Source organism: Thalassotalea sp. LPB0316 (assembly GCF_014898095.1).
In the GTDB taxonomy this organism is placed as follows: Bacteria; Pseudomonadota; Gammaproteobacteria; order Enterobacterales; family Alteromonadaceae; genus Thalassotalea_G.
In genome coordinates, this window is record NZ_CP062946.1 from 253,983 (window position 1) to 268,753 (window position 14,771).

Sequence of the window (14,771 nt, forward strand, 5' to 3'; positions counted from 1 at the left end):
TCGGTTCCGCTTCGCTTCACAATTTTAGCGAGCTATTTTCAGGCCTTAGTGGGCGTTATATTTTTCCTAGAGCTCGATTCACATCCATACTTTTGTGTAAAATTCTCACTATCAGTATTTGATTCTCTCTGAACTCTTTATAATAAATTATGTGGCTTCCTTGAGGGTGTTTACGGTAACCTTCTCTTATGTAATCGCAGCTAGTCCCTAACATAGGCTCTTCGGCTAGTTGATGAAAAGCATTATCTAACAGTTTTAAATAATCATTTCTTTGTTTGGTTCCCCATGTTAACTGAGTATATTTGGCTATTTTAATTAAGTCACTTTTAGCTTTAACCGATAATTCAAATCTAGACATTAGTGGTTATCTTTGTCCAACTCTGAAATTAACGAGTCATACGAGTAATCAGCAACACCGCTGTTTTCACCTTCAACTAACATACTACGTAAGATCATTAATTGTGTTTCTTGATCTTCTAAAGCTCTTAAGCCTGCTCGCACAACCTCACTTGCCGAACCGTATCTGCCAGAGCTAACCTGTTGATTTATAAATTGATCAAAATGTTCGCCTAATGTTACGCTTGTATTCTTTGCCATAATACAAAAACCTTAATACCAATATATATTGGATTATGGTACATAAAATATAGTAAGGCAACTAAAGCGGAACTGCTAACGCTTGGCTAGGTTCCGCTTCGCTTCACAATTATAGCCAAGCATTATGCGGGCGTTGGTAATTTCGTAAATGGTTAAATCAATAGATCAAGCTCTGAATTTTATTGCAAAGAAAAAACTATCCGTAATTAAAGTAGAGTTAGAGAATATGCCTATTTTTTATAAAGTAGATACTATTAACTATGAGGAATATGATTTCTTTGCATATTCTTTTGAGGATAGCCGTATTTTCGGTGCGTGTAGGTATGTTGCAATCCCTCGAAACTCTAACGATCAAATTATCGACTTAGGTTTTCTAGGAGAGTAATTATCCATACAAGCAGTTAAAGGGTTGAACGGCTAAAGCTTGGCTCAACATCAAGTATTGGCTAATATAAACTCGTTCACCTCTGAGTTTGAAAATCAGTCGCAAAGGAAAATGCATATGAAAAATATCAATGAAAAACTGGCAAGCCCAATCACCTTCTGGGGTTCAATTGGCGTAGCTATTAGCGCGTCGCTAACGGTATCATTGAAACTTAGCGTTCAAAGCACGGTTTTAACGATCCTTGGTGGTTTAGCTATTGGTTGTATTATCGGGTTTCTAACTAAGCGAAATCAGAACAACTGCAACTAACCAAAAAATAAAAACAAAGATAATGGAACACATCATGAAAGGACATAAAATATTTTTTACCACTATACTATCAGCAACGGTTTTGGGCAGTTGCGCAAGTACTCAGAGCCAAATAATTGCTGAAAATAATGGAGTAATTCAATACCAATCTCGCTGCGCAAATCACTCGGCTACCAAAGAAGAAAACTTGGCAAATTCGAGCCATGACATGTTGCTTTCAACAAAAGCGCCAAAATATCCAATTAAAGCGGCGCGCAAAAGAATTGAAGGCTACACTAAACTTGAATACGACATTTCACCTGAAGGAAAACCTATCAATATTAATGTCATCGAAGCTTACCCTTCAGATGTTTTTAACGCCGCTGCTATCGAGTCATTCTCGGGTTGGCGCTATAAACCTCAAGCAAGTAGCTGCCAAAGTATTCAACTCGACTTTAAACTCGAATAATCAGGTTTTAGTGGTTAACTGCAGCATAAAAAACGAACCCACTATACCTTTCAATACGTAACTTGGAGCCGATGTGCCTTGTAAACTTGCTCGTTATTATCTTGTCTTATGCTGGTTTTTCTTGCTCGGTTGCAGCCAAACTCATGTCGTCGAGCAAGCAGAGCAACCGTGCACGCCGGCTTGGTATCAAGCCGTTGAAGCAAAAGTAACAACGGGGGATGGGCTCGGCCATGGGCCCGATGTTGGTTCTGATGAGTGGAAGTCGGTTATCGAGTTCAAATTAGGTATTCGAGGAGATCCGTCCATACCTGAGCGCAATACTCCTCAGTGGTGTGAATATATCGATAACCTAGTTTTAAAATAACTCGGCTAAAGTCATATAGTTAACTTACACTGAGCACTCACTAACCTACCTTAGCTACATTTGTGACTGCAAGTAATTACTTAGGCCAATTTTATCAATTAAGCCAAGTTGTTGCTCGAGCCAAAACGCGTGATCAGACTCCGTATCATTGATTAATGTTTGCAACATATCGCGTGTTACATAGTCTTGCTCTTTTTCACATAGCGTCACACGTCTTTGAGCTTATTATCAACTGCGTATTCTACATTTAAGTCACTTTCGAGCATTTCAGGTACCGTTTGGCCGATTGAAATATCTGCACGTGATGTCATATCAGGTACGCCTTCTAAAAATAAGATACGCTCTATCAGCAATGATGCGTGCCCTTTTTCATCATCAAATTCGTGATCGATTCGCTCGAACAATTTACTCAGCCCCCAATCGTGATACATTCTAGAGTGAATAAAGTATTGATCCATCGCGGCAAGTTCGAAGGCGAGTAGCTCATTTAACGACGCTATAATATGTTGATTACCTTTCATCGCTTATTCCTCTATAGCTGGGCTTGTAGGTATTTTTCAATACCCATTTGTTCAATTTGATACTGCTGCGTTTCTAGCCAATCTATGTGCTCTTCTTCACCTTCTAGTATCTCGGTGAGCATATCTCGGCTAACAAAGTCTTGCTGATTTTCACAAAGCGCAATGGCTTGCTGCAGTGTTGAGCGCTGGGCTAATTCAAACTTGTAGTCACACTCGAGCATTTCAGGGGTTTCTTCACCAATAGAGAGTTGACCAAGTTGTTGAAGATTGGGTAACCCCTCCAGGAACAAGATACGTTCAATTAGCTTATCTGCCTGCTTCATATCCAAAATAGATTTTTTATAGCACTTGTCGTTAAGTTGAGAAAAACCCCAATTTTTATAAATACGGGCATGTAAAAAATATTGATTTATTGAGGTAAGTTCTGAGGTGAGCACTTTATTTAAAGTTGCTATGATCTCAGTGTTTGTTTTCATGATATTGCCTCGGTGAGTGAGTCGACAATATCAGTATAGAAGGGATTGTAAATTTAGCAAAAACACTAATAACTTCAATCAGATATAATGATAATGATTAGTAATTAGGTTTAGTTTAACAAGCTTAACGCTTGATTTTAACCAACATTTTTAAATAGTGTTTCATCAACGATGGTATCGTCGATCACTTGTTGGGTTAGTTTTACGCAAGTGCCGCATTGCGAAGCAATATCAAGCTTTGCTTTCAATTCACGAATAGAGCCTACGCCCTGCTCTACCACTAATTTTTTAATCTGTTTATCTGTAATACCTTTGCAGATACAAACGTACATAACAACCTCACCACTACGTAAACGCAAGTGATAATAATTATTATTTATAAGTAGATCAAGCTTAGATGTTCAAGAAATTGTTAACTATCTAGAATATAAGCACTTAAATTTTAATCGTTACAGGTTCTCGTGTTGACTAGCTCAGCCTTGCGTATCTACCCGCATTTCTGTCGAGACTTGGTACTTTTCCATCGCCGCCGTGTAAAGACCTTTATTCATGCCGAGCTCAATGGCCTGATCGACCAGTTTAAGTATTTGAACACTTTCAGCATTGTCTTTAGCAAAAGCAATATGAAGACTTCTTAACTCCGCTCGATTTGGATCAAAAATTATTGACGGTTTTATCTCTGTAAGTTCACTATCAAGTAAATATTTGCCGTAACCTTTTGCCATAATAAAGCGATCGATGCGTTTGTTATTTAACAGCATGAGCCCATCTTGGGCAGTAGCAACATTGAGCAGCTTTTCAGGGTGTAGGTAAGACAAAATACGATCATTACCACCCAGTCGAACTGCGCCAATAATTTTATCACCGTCGGGGTTATCCTTATGTAGGAAACAGCCAAACACCTCGTAGCCAAGTGGTACCGATAACACCGCCCACTCGTTGCGTTCGGCAAAATTCGCCGCGAGAAATAAACCGTGATGCGTGCCAGATTGCACCATAGCTTTGGCTCGCGCCCATGGCATGGGTTTCGCGACCAATTTAGCACCAAGTAAATCTAGGCTTTTTTCCATAAACTCCCAATTAGCGCGATAAATAGAGTAGTTGTTGTCCATCATTTCTTGGTGATCAGGGCCTACTGCAAAGCGAACCGTTGTTGCACAAACAGGCGCAACAAAACAGCTAATTAATAACGCGACGAGAAAATATTTCATAAAAAACCTATCAACAGATACCTTTACAGTTTATGCCAAAGTAATAAAAGAATCGAATTTAGTCTAGTTGTTCGTCGCCGGTATAAGGCAAAATTAATTTAGGCGTACAGTGCTATGATTACAATATCCGCACCTCTTGATGTTAACAGTTTGTTATTATAAATTACGGAAGGTAAATAAAACCTTAATGGACGAGGAAGTTAGCCATAATATTATAAAAACAAAAGTAGGAATTCGCTTGCCACTACGTACCAATATCTCCATTGTCGCGCTCATTTGCCTGTTGGTTTTTGTTCCTTATACGCATGTTGCATCACTTGCACGTGTAGAGCTATCTGTGATAGCTAGCTTCGCACTTATCGCCTGCCAACTGTGTTGTTTATTGCTGATATTATTTTGTTATACAAAAACAACGTTAAAACCGTTTAAGCTATTTTGGCAATACATGCTACTCGCGCTCGTTACGGCGTTGTTCAGCCACGCCAACCAACTGATTACCAGCGAAATAAACCAGCTACTTTTTGAAGATTTCGCTTACCTATTAACTTACTTTTTTATCATTCTAGCGATAGAAAGTACGCCACACTTAAGCAAAGCAGCAGATAACAAGTACATCAGCGGCCGCATACCTTCGATCTTTTTTACCCTAGCTTGCTTTTGTTACTTCATTCTCTTAACCGCTCAATTTAAGCCGGAAGTGTACCTCACGGGGCAACCATCAAATGTCTTCCATATTTTACTCAGTGGCTTAATCACCTATCGAGTAACACTGAGCGTGCTCGATAGTAAGGTCAGGTTCTGGCGCATTTTCTTTGCAGTGCTGTTAGTGGGCGCGGCTATCTTGTTATTGGCAAATATCAATAATTTTTATCGCGTGTTCACTAACCAAAATGAACAACTTACCTATAGCTGCCAGTTACTCGCGACATTGCCTTATTTGTCGCTCGCGCTCACTTGTTTAGTCGCTTTATCGACTAACACGCAACTTCAAACGAGTAACAAAGAAATCATTGCCGAGCCATATATTCTGCTCTTGATGCTACTGCCGATAAGTTTTCATTTGTTCGGTCAAGAACATCAGCTGTTTTATATTATTCATACCAATTTACAAACCTTTATTGTGCTTGCATGGGCCATTACCTGCGCAATTTTACTAACGACCAATACGTTAGCAAGAAGAGCAAGTGCTCAGGAAAAAGACCACAAAGCCACTAAATTAATGGCAACAAATAACGAGTTGTATCAGCAAAACCACAACTTACAAGAAGCCTTAACAAACAGTGAATTTAAAGCAATAGTCAACGCATCAAACAATGCCATTTTAACCACCACTACTGCGGGTAGCATTTTGTCTGCTAACCCCGCTGCGGTTCAAATGTTTCAAAGCCTTGAGCATGAATTACGCGGTACATCAGTGAGTGAGTTATTTGCCGAAAAAGATGAAATGCATTACTTTTTTGACTTTCAAAGTAATGTTTACTCACTACAGCGCAAGGAACTAGGTATTTCTGTTGAGTGTACCTCGCTGCGCTCCGATGGTACTGAGTTTCCTGCCCAAGCCGAGCTGCAATGGGCAGAGCGCGCCAACACGCCGCTGATCGTTATCACCTTCATCAACCTATCAGCGCGTAAGCACGCTGAAAAGCTTGCACTAGAGTCAAAAGATAAGTTCATTGCCAATATTTCTCATGAATTTAGAACACCATTAACGATTATCAACGGCGTACTCGATCGCTATATTGCCCAATCAAACAGCCAACAAGCCAATGAAGATCTAACAACGGCAAAACGAAACGGCTTGCGCCTTGTTAGAATGGTAGAGCAACTGCTTGAGTTATCGCGTTTAGCTGACAACCCAAGCTTCACCTTTACAACCTACCGGCTTAACACACTTATGGCTATGCCGATTGACTCATTTAGCCAGCTCGCAAGTCAAAGTGGACTGAATTTTAGTAGCTCAATAGACGATGATTTATGGTTAGAGTGTGACGCACAAGCTTTTGAAAAAATTATTTTTAACCTGCTTGCCAACGCCATTAAATACACGCCTAAAGGTGGTAGTGTTCAAGTACTTGCTTATTGTCAAAACGAGACCATTTTCCTCGATATTATTGACTCGGGAATAGGCATAAATAAGAGCTCTCAGGCGACGATTTTCGAGCGATTTCAACGCGCTGAAGATGTTGAAAACCAGGCGACTTTTGGTGTTGGCATTGGCCTATCACTGGTCAGTGAATTAGTTAAGGCACACGACTGGCGCATTGGTTTAACAAGCGAATATGGTCAAGGGAGTAAATTTACCTTGTCGATCCCGTTAGCTCAGCCCGTTGAGAGCGAAACCAACCTCGGCTTTAGCCTATCTGAAAACGAAGTAAGTTCATTATTGACGGAGCAGCGCACAGCCTCAAGTACGCAAGTGAATCACTCACATCAGGTGGTACTAGTTATTGAAGACAACCTTGACATGCAAAGCCACATTAAACAAGTTATCGAGCAACACCACCATTGTATTTTGGCGGGTAGTGGTGAGTTAGGCCTTGAACTCGCGCAGGCCTACATTCCAGATCTGATTGTTTGCGACCTGATGTTAACCGGTATTGATGGCTTTGAAGTGCTTGCCGAGCTAAAAAATAATGACATTACCGCGCATATCCCAGTCATTTTACTCACCGCACGCTCTGATTTAGAAAGCCGCCTGCACGGTTTGAATTTAAACGCCGACGAGTATTTAAGTAAGCCGTTCAATCAACACGAGCTGTTATCGCGCATCCAAAGCCTAATAGACAATCGAATGCGGTTGCAAAAGCGTTATATCGCAAGATACCTTGATGGCCAAAAAGCTGAACGCAAAACAACCAGCCAGCAAAACGCCAACTTACTGACCGAGCAAGACAGCCAAAGTGATAATATTGACGAGAAGTTTTTATTGAAACTAGAGTCGCTCATCGCTAAGCACTATGCAGAGCAAGACTTAGATATCGCATTTTTAGCCGACAATATGGCGATGAGTGAACGCCAACTACAACGCAAAATCAAAGTTATTTTAGGCACAACGCCGAATAATTTTATCAAGGAATTTCGCATCAACAAAGCCAAAACACTGTTGGCCAACGGCTCACAAATTGGCCGTATTGCGCTTGATGTTGGGTTCTCCTCGCAAACTTATTTTGGTCGCTGTTTTAAAGAGAGTACCGGCATGACACCGAAGCAATATCAACAAGATATCAAGCCTTCTGAGAGCTAACCTTGTTTGAGGTTTACAACGTTAGCTAGCTCGGCAATCGACGGCTGTTGGATCACATCTAAATAATTAAATGGCTGTACTTTAGGGCTATATAGGCCAAGCCAGGCACCGTTTTCTTTTTGCGATAACACCAACGCGTGCTCAGTCATCGCACTTACATGATCCCAACTTAACGCCATCGGCTGCTCGAAATTAAACGGATAAAAGGAAAATGCAACATCCGCCTTGAGGTTTTTACCAATGGCTTGCTCACACCGTGTTGTTAATCGCTCAGCAAGTTCACGGGCGTTGTTTTCTTTTTCAAACCCGATAATGACAAAGGCATCTTCAGACCAACGAATCACTAGATCGTCATTATTGCGGCTATAGAGCAAGAAATCAGACAAATTAACCAATTGGCTATTCGATACAGACTCGCCAGACACTTTGACCATTAACAAGTATAAACGGGGTAAGAGGTGACGCTGAACGGGTAATAAGTTTTCGTGTATTTGCGACATTAACTGGGTCGCTTGCTCAATGTAAATATCGAGGTAGCGACGGCTTTTTACCCCAGTGACTTTATCGGTTGTCGCTGCTTCCTCAAGTAACTGATTGGCTTGCTCCAACTCAACATTTTTCGACATAAACTCTTGGGTTTTTTCTTGTACCTGTTGCTTTAAGTACGCTTTTTGTTCTTGTTCAATGAGTAATTTGCGATTTAAAAATCTCGAATACGACAATAAAACTATCGCAACGATCACGGCATACAACAAGTAAGCCCACCAAGTATGCCAAGGTGCCGGTAAAACTTGAATGGCAAGTGATAGCCCTGGGGTGCTCCAAGCGCTTTCATTGACACTAGCAATAATTTCGAGTTGATAATTACCTGCGGGTAAATTGGTGTAAGTTGCCCTTCTCGACTTACCAGCATCAATCCATGCTTCATCAAACCCTTTGAGTCGGTAGCGATAGCGTGTTGACTCGGGTGATGCGTAATTCAGACCAACATATTCGAATGAAACCAGTTGATCGGTGTAATCCAAAACCAGTGATTCGAGCTCAGCTATTGGTACCTCAAGCGTCATCGCTTCATTTAACTTTAAAATATTGGTCAACCTGACCTCTGGCGGGGTGACAAAAGAATCGACATTTTCAGGCTCGATACTATTAAACCCTTTGCCCGAGCCAAAAAACAAAATGTTATTCGCACTTTTAAATGCCGAGCCATGGGTAAACTCTAAGTCGACCAAGCCGTGATTTAAACCGAAGTGTTTGAAGCTTTTATGTTGTTGTGAATACCGCGAAATGCCCTTGCTGGTAGTAAACCAAATATCGCGATTTAAATCTTGCAAAATACCGTAAATCGTCATGCTTTTCATACCATCGCTTGAGTCGAGTTGGTCAAATGAAAAGTCGTTATTTAAACGGCGCTGCTTAGTTAAAATATTTAAACCTGTGGTTTGTGTACCGACCCACAATTTACCTTCGTCGTCGAGCAGCATAATCCACGTAAAGTCATCAGATAAACTGTTGGGCTTAGCGTCGTCATGGCGAAGATGAAGAAACTGTTGGGTCGTTGGCGAGAATCGACTTAACCCGCCACCAAAGGTTGCCGCCCAGATAAAGCCTTGATCATCTTCAAGTAACTGTAAAATATGATTGCTTGACGGCCCAAGCTCTGGCGTTGTTTCATTTTTCGTATAGCGAGTAAATCGACCGTCGTTATTGAGCCTGTTTAAGCCAAAATGAAAGGTCGATACCCAAATACTGCCATTAGCATCTTTGATAATGTCAGTTACGCTGTTTGCCGAGAGTGACTGAGGATCTTTAGCATCGTGCTGATAACTCGTTATTTTACCAGAAGGTAAATCAACGGCGTGTAAACCCGATGCACGGCTGCCAACCCACAAGGTATTGCCATCAACAAATAAGCTCATCACCCGCAAGGCGTCAAAGTAGCCATTAAAGTCGAGTTTTTCGATGCGCTGATCATAAATCGACATTTGATAAATACCACCAGCATAGGTACTAAAGAGCAACGTATTTTGGTCGAGTTGGGCAAAACTGGTGATGTTGTTATTGCTCATAACAGGATTAGTATGAGAGGAAAACTGACTAAAGGTTGCGATATTTGGGTCCCAGCGATTAACCCCTGTAAACGTACCCACCCACATCATTTTATTGTTATCTTCAAAAAACGTTAATATGTAATCATTACTCAAACTATAGGGGTTTTGCGGTGAGTGGCGGTGATGGCTAAAACGTTGCTCGCGATGCTGATATATCGACAAGCCATTATCGGTTGCTATCCAAATATTGCTGTTAGTATCTTGATAAATATGATTAATCGTATTACTCGTTAACTGGCTTTGCTCGTTTTCACTGTACTGATAATGGTCGAATTTGTCGGTACTCACGCTGTAACGCAATAAGCCTTTGTCTTCAGTACCTATCCATACTTGTCCTTGATTGTCGGCATAAAGTGCACTGACAAATTTATTGAGGTATTGGCTTTTGTTGCTGTCGCCATATTTAACCGCTTTAACAAAATTGCCATTTAAATCAAATACAGAGATACCGCCACCATTGGTACCAACCCAAATTTCATTTTCAAAGGTTTGGGTGATGGCATGAATGGTATTGTGAGTTAAGCTGTTGGGGTTACCTAATTGTTGGCGTATTTGCTTTACTTGCCACTGTTCATCGACATAAGTTATCACGTTTAAGCCGTTTGCCGTTCCCACCCAAATATTGCCATTGGTATCTTCAAACAGCGCATTGACGGTATCATTACTCAGGGCTTGTTGCTTTTGTTTCGCAGAGAAGTGAATAAAATCATTACTTGAGGGGCGGTATAAATTTAAGCCACCGCCAAAGGTACCCACCCACATTCGATCTTGTTGATCGATTAACAGTCGACTAATGACATTCGAACTGAGTGAATGAGGGTCGTTTTTGTCGTGATAAAAGCTGACGGTTTGATGACCGTCAAAGCGATCTAGGCCTTCCGACGAGCCAAACCAAATGAAGCCATATTGGTCTTGTGCTATCGCTCTGACAAAGCTGTAAGACATCGGATTATCGACGCCGAAATTTTTAAAATGCTTAACTTCTTGCGCACTCGTTTTTGCTAATACAGATAGCAAAACCAAAAATAAAGTAACAAGATAAGATAAGCGATACATAGGCTTGGTTCCTATTACAACAATGCTTTTACATTAATATAAACGAAAAAAGCCATTGCTTCTCGCAATGGCTTTTAGATCTTATTACTGAGGATCAACCCAATTATTAATACTGATTGGCGCCGCTTCGTGATCATCTAGATTTAGTCGCCAAATTACGGCATCGGTTTCTAAATTGAGTCGCCAGATCACCGCATCGGTTTCAAAGTTTAAGCGCCAAATAACCGCGTTAGTTTCGAAATCTAAACGCCAGATAACAGCATCGGTAGACGCCATGTTTTTCCAATCCATCGGATTATCGTCGTAGTTCAAACGCCAGATAACCGCGTCATTAGATAATTCACTCTCATCAATTTTCCAAACGTACTCGTCACCCAAGCCCTCAACGTAAAAATGACCATTTTCATTGATATTGGCAGGGCCATAAAAATGCTGTTCGCCAGCTAAATCTTTGGCAATGTCGAGTGATTGGTTAGCACAATTTGAGGCACTGCTATTTAACGCATCTTTGGCGTTAACCACACCTGAGCCTTGTTGAAATACGCTATAAGCAAGCTTGCCTTCGTTAGTTAACGCCGTGTGAGCACTATCAATTAAACGACACTTAACATCGTCAGGCGTTAGGCTTGGATCTTGAGCAATCATCAAGGCAGCGACGCCTGAAACTACCGCTGCCGCTTGCGATGTGCCTGACATTTCAAAGTACTTACCACCATCGTGATATTCAGGATGCTCTGCAACAATTTGAGTATTGTAAGCCATTAAACCTGCGACATGACCACCAGGCGCAACCAAATCGGGTTTAACAAAGCCTGCTGGTGTTGGGCCGGCGGCACTAAAGGTGGCAATTTTATCGTCATTGAAATCAAGTTCAGTAAAGTTATCGGTCATTGCACCCACGGTAATGATATAAGGGACATTACCAGGGACACCTATGGTCATAGGATCAGGACCATTGTTACCCGCTGAAGCAACCACAACAATACCTTGCTGCCAGGCTTTCATTACTGCTTGGTTTAATGGGTCTTCCCAATAGTATGAACGCTGATCACCACCAAAAGACATGTTTAAGACACGTAGATTAATTTGGTCTTTGACTTGCAGTGCCCAATCAATCCCGCGAATAACATCAGCATACGTTGCTTTACCGTCAGCATCGAAGGCTTTAATACCAACAATTGCAGCATTAGGTGCAACGCCGTAAATTTTGCCATAAACATCATAATCAGCATTAGCGGCAACACTAGCAACATGGGTACCATGGCCACTTTCTTCATTGCTGTAATTACTCACGGTATTGTTAATGGCATCGTAAGTTCCCCAGAATTTATCACGGCCATATAAATCCGTTGATAAACCTAAACCTGACGACGTACCTGGCAGAGAGTCGATGCCGGTATCAAGAAACCCTATCGTGACGCCCTCGCCAAAATTTCTTGCTGAGTGGGCATAATCTGCATCAATATAACTCGGCACAACCGCTTTAGGTTGCCACTTACGCTTACCCCAAGCGTTACCGCCAGATAGCTCAACTTGGTAATTTTCGGTAATGGTCAAACCATCAGTGACTTTTAATGCAGCAAGTTGCTCTGGTGTTAGGGAAACGGCAACCGCGTCGATAATAGACAAATCATGCGTGGGTGAAAGGCCTAACTCGGCAATAAGTGTTTTCGCATGTTCAGCACTTGTTGACTTTACGATGTAAGAGGTCGATTTTTGCTTATTTGATGGTTTATCAGCACTTGGTGTAAACCACAAGACTGAGGCAATAATTGCAACAAAGGACAATAACCCCGTTTGTTTCAATTTAGCGTTGTTTTTCATATTCACTCCCCTATGCCCAATACTTCATTAAAAATAATCACATATTTTTGATAAACATTAGGGTACTTAGTTTACAGCTCAGTTTGATGGCCATTTTCACGACAAAAGCCACTTGCCCTTGTTAAAAAAATGTAACCACCAAGACAGAAAACATAAACTAATCACCCTGCTAGCTCAATAGTTTTTTCGACCTCTTGGCATTATTTGAGGCTAAAAATAAAACATCCAGCCCACGGTGTGGGCTGGACAAAAAGTACTTTCGGGAACTACTTCAAGTACTTATTAACTTTACCCGTTAAAAGTTAACGGTAACTTCAGGCGAGCAATTATTTGTATCTTGATCACACACTTGATACGTAAAGCTACCAGAGGTTCTGAAGCTATCACGGTATGCGCCATCATTAGCCGTGGTCGTTCTTAATGCGCCATTGCGGTAGATATCAACACTCGACGTTGATGCGCCGGTCCAGCTTAAATCAACATAGTTTTTACCTTTCGCTCGGCCAGTTGCCGTATCTAAGGTAATATCGCCTGATGGTGGTGGTGTAACGCCACCGCCACAACCGTTTTGAGTTAAGTAATCATGTGCCGCTTTGGCTTGAACAATACCATGACCGAAGTAAACGTCGTGACCTTGCGCACCGCTATCTTGTGCCGTCGCTTTTAACGCTTCACGGATTTCAGTACCAGTACAACCATTGTGATTAGACCAAACGAGTGCTGCAACACCTGATACTGCCGGTGTCGCCATTGATGTACCACTCATGTAGCCATAGTCACTGGTACCAATTGTTACCGTTGCTGAATTAGCCGCCATTAATGCATTGCGATCTTCCAGTGCAGCACCAACGGCAGGGATGCTTGTGGCATTAGTATCACCTAGTGTGCCGTATAACATACCCGCTTCATTATTGACGATAATAGCGCCGATACCGCCCGAATTTTCACAGTTTTGCACTTTATCGTGGAACGAGATTGCACCGCGATCAATTAAACAAATATTACCGTTGGCGCCGGCATCGGTTGCTTCTGCGGTGCCCATAAAATAAAGATTACCACTGGCATTGCCTGAGTTTTCCATTGAAGACGATGCATATGCTTGACCATCAGCACTCATTGAAGCGCTTGTTGCCATACCAGCTGGGTACGTTGATAGGGTATCAACGCCACCGGCAGTCACTTCGACACAAACAGTTTCATCTGTAGTCGTTGTTTGGCGTTTACCTCGACCCGTCGTAATGGTACAACTTGGGTGTTGTGAAAAGTCTGCAATCTGGTTGTTATTGTCGTTTGCACCAATCATCATAACTGACGAGTAACCCGCAGGATATGAACGGACTGTATTACCGTCGTTACCTGCCGCAGCTAACACTAAACCACCCGCTTCGGTAAATGATTTAAATGCGTTTTCTTCTGTGCTATTGGCACCACCGCCACCTAAACTCATGCTAATAATATTAGCGCCAGCTTGAGCACATTTATCAGCGGCATAAGCTAAATCAGATGAATAGCCCCAACCACTGGCATTGAATACTTTGATAATGTGCATATCAACGCCTGGTGCCATACCAACAACACCAACATTATTGTCAGCAGCGCCAATTGTACCTGCTACATGGGTACCGTGCGGGCCACCGTGCTCATCCCAGTTACCTGTGCCTGAGTCGTTATCACCGGTAATATTATTCCAATTAAAATCTTGGTTTGAACGGTCTAAACCTGAGTCAATAACACACACTTTCATACCAGCATTGGCAACAAACGACACTTGATTTGCTTGCGATTGATAAACAGCATAAGGCGTTAGCTGCTCAGTCATTGCATTACCTAAATCATCGCTAAAGGCAGCAAATGGCACACGGCGATGATCTTCTTCAATCAGTTGAATATGTGGGTTGTTCATTAACCCCTTAACGTCCTCAAGGCTTTTACCAGCGAACGAAGCAGCAAAGAAACCGTTACCATCTACCTTAAACTCGGCACCTAGCTGTTTGGCAAGCGCTTTGACTACGCCTTTTTTGCTTTCATCTACTTTAATAATAAATCGATCGTCTGCCGCCTGTGCAGAGAATGCTACTGATAAGGCTGCAGCTAAGGCCGTAGTGGTGAATTTAGTCATTTTCATTGGATACCTACCTCTTGTATTTGACGTGCATTTTTGGACTTATCGCGTCTCTTTTAATTGTATTGCACTTTCAAATATTGACATGTTTTTGTTATGTATT

Annotated in this window: 13 protein-coding genes and 1 pseudogene; 5 read left to right on the top strand and 9 right to left on the bottom strand. The window is 41.7% G+C overall.

Annotated features, from left to right (window positions below; genetic code table 11):
• Window positions 1-55: 55 nt before the first annotated feature.
• Complete coding sequence (locus tag LP316_RS01120; protein ID WP_193022278.1) at window positions 56-358, bottom strand: type II toxin-antitoxin system RelE/ParE family toxin; 303 nt, start codon at window positions 356-358, stop codon at window positions 56-58.
• Window positions 358-597: a type II toxin-antitoxin system ParD family antitoxin gene (locus LP316_RS01125; protein ID WP_193022279.1), complete on the bottom strand. Its 240-nt coding sequence runs from the start codon at window positions 595-597 to the stop codon at window positions 358-360. Before LP316_RS01125 ends, LP316_RS01120 begins: the two co-directional genes overlap by 1 nt.
• Window positions 598-745: 148 nt before the next feature.
• On the opposite strand from LP316_RS01125, the gene LP316_RS01130 reads away from it, so the two are divergent.
• From LP316_RS01130 to LP316_RS01145, 4 genes are all read left to right on the top strand, one after another.
• On the top strand, window positions 746-982 hold the full coding sequence (locus LP316_RS01130; RefSeq protein WP_193022280.1) for a hypothetical protein: 237 nt from the start codon (window positions 746-748) through the stop codon (window positions 980-982).
• A 117-nt stretch (window positions 983-1,099) separates the two neighbouring features.
• Window positions 1,100-1,291, top strand: a complete 192-nt coding sequence (locus tag LP316_RS01135) for a hypothetical protein (RefSeq protein ID WP_193022281.1) — start codon at window positions 1,100-1,102, stop codon at window positions 1,289-1,291.
• 34 nt (window positions 1,292-1,325) lie between these two features.
• A complete protein-coding gene (locus tag LP316_RS01140; protein WP_193022282.1) occupies window positions 1,326-1,739 on the top strand; it encodes an energy transducer TonB in 414 nt (137 codons plus the stop codon).
• 73 nt (window positions 1,740-1,812) lie between these two features.
• On the top strand, window positions 1,813-2,103 hold the full coding sequence (locus LP316_RS01145; protein ID WP_193022283.1) for a hypothetical protein: 291 nt from the start codon (window positions 1,813-1,815) through the stop codon (window positions 2,101-2,103).
• A 54-nt stretch (window positions 2,104-2,157) separates the two neighbouring features.
• Here the strand turns inward: LP316_RS01145 and bfr (LP316_RS01150) are convergent.
• The 4 genes and pseudogenes from bfr (LP316_RS01150) to LP316_RS01165 form a co-directional block, all read right to left on the bottom strand.
• Window positions 2,158-2,624, bottom strand: a pseudogene (gene bfr, locus LP316_RS01150) (bacterioferritin).
• Between the two features lie 11 nt (window positions 2,625-2,635).
• Window positions 2,636-3,100 carry a bacterioferritin gene (bfr, locus tag LP316_RS01155; protein WP_193022284.1) on the bottom strand — a complete coding sequence of 155 codons (465 nt, stop codon included), beginning with the start codon at window positions 3,098-3,100 and terminating at the stop codon, window positions 2,636-2,638.
• A 137-nt stretch (window positions 3,101-3,237) separates the two neighbouring features.
• A complete protein-coding gene (locus LP316_RS01160; RefSeq protein WP_193022285.1) occupies window positions 3,238-3,432 on the bottom strand; it encodes a (2Fe-2S)-binding protein in 195 nt (64 codons plus the stop codon).
• A gap of 141 nt (window positions 3,433-3,573) precedes the next feature.
• Window positions 3,574-4,311 carry a substrate-binding periplasmic protein gene (locus LP316_RS01165; RefSeq protein ID WP_193022286.1) on the bottom strand — a complete coding sequence of 246 codons (738 nt, stop codon included), beginning with the start codon at window positions 4,309-4,311 and terminating at the stop codon, window positions 3,574-3,576.
• Window positions 4,312-4,549: 238 nt separating this feature from the next.
• Here LP316_RS01165 and LP316_RS01170 point away from each other — a divergent pair, with 238 nt between their 5' ends.
• Entirely contained in the window at window positions 4,550-7,555 is a 3,006-nt protein-coding gene (locus tag LP316_RS01170; RefSeq protein WP_226960776.1) for an ATP-binding protein, read from the top strand.
• On the opposite strand, the gene LP316_RS01175 is transcribed toward LP316_RS01170, so the two are convergent.
• The 3 genes from LP316_RS01175 to LP316_RS01185 all read right to left on the bottom strand — a co-directional run bounded on the left by LP316_RS01175 (window position 7,552) and on the right by LP316_RS01185 (window position 14,671).
• Window positions 7,552-10,722, bottom strand: a complete 3,171-nt coding sequence (locus LP316_RS01175) for a two-component regulator propeller domain-containing protein (protein ID WP_193022287.1) — start codon at window positions 10,720-10,722, stop codon at window positions 7,552-7,554. The genes LP316_RS01170 and LP316_RS01175 overlap by 4 nt on opposite strands.
• An 84-nt stretch (window positions 10,723-10,806) precedes the next feature.
• Window positions 10,807-12,546: a S8 family peptidase gene (locus tag LP316_RS01180; protein WP_193022288.1), complete on the bottom strand. Its 1,740-nt coding sequence runs from the start codon at window positions 12,544-12,546 to the stop codon at window positions 10,807-10,809.
• 295 nt (window positions 12,547-12,841) lie between these two features.
• Entirely contained in the window at window positions 12,842-14,671 is a 1,830-nt protein-coding gene (locus LP316_RS01185; RefSeq protein ID WP_193022289.1) for a S8 family serine peptidase, read from the bottom strand.
• Window positions 14,672-14,771: the final 100 nt, after the last annotated feature.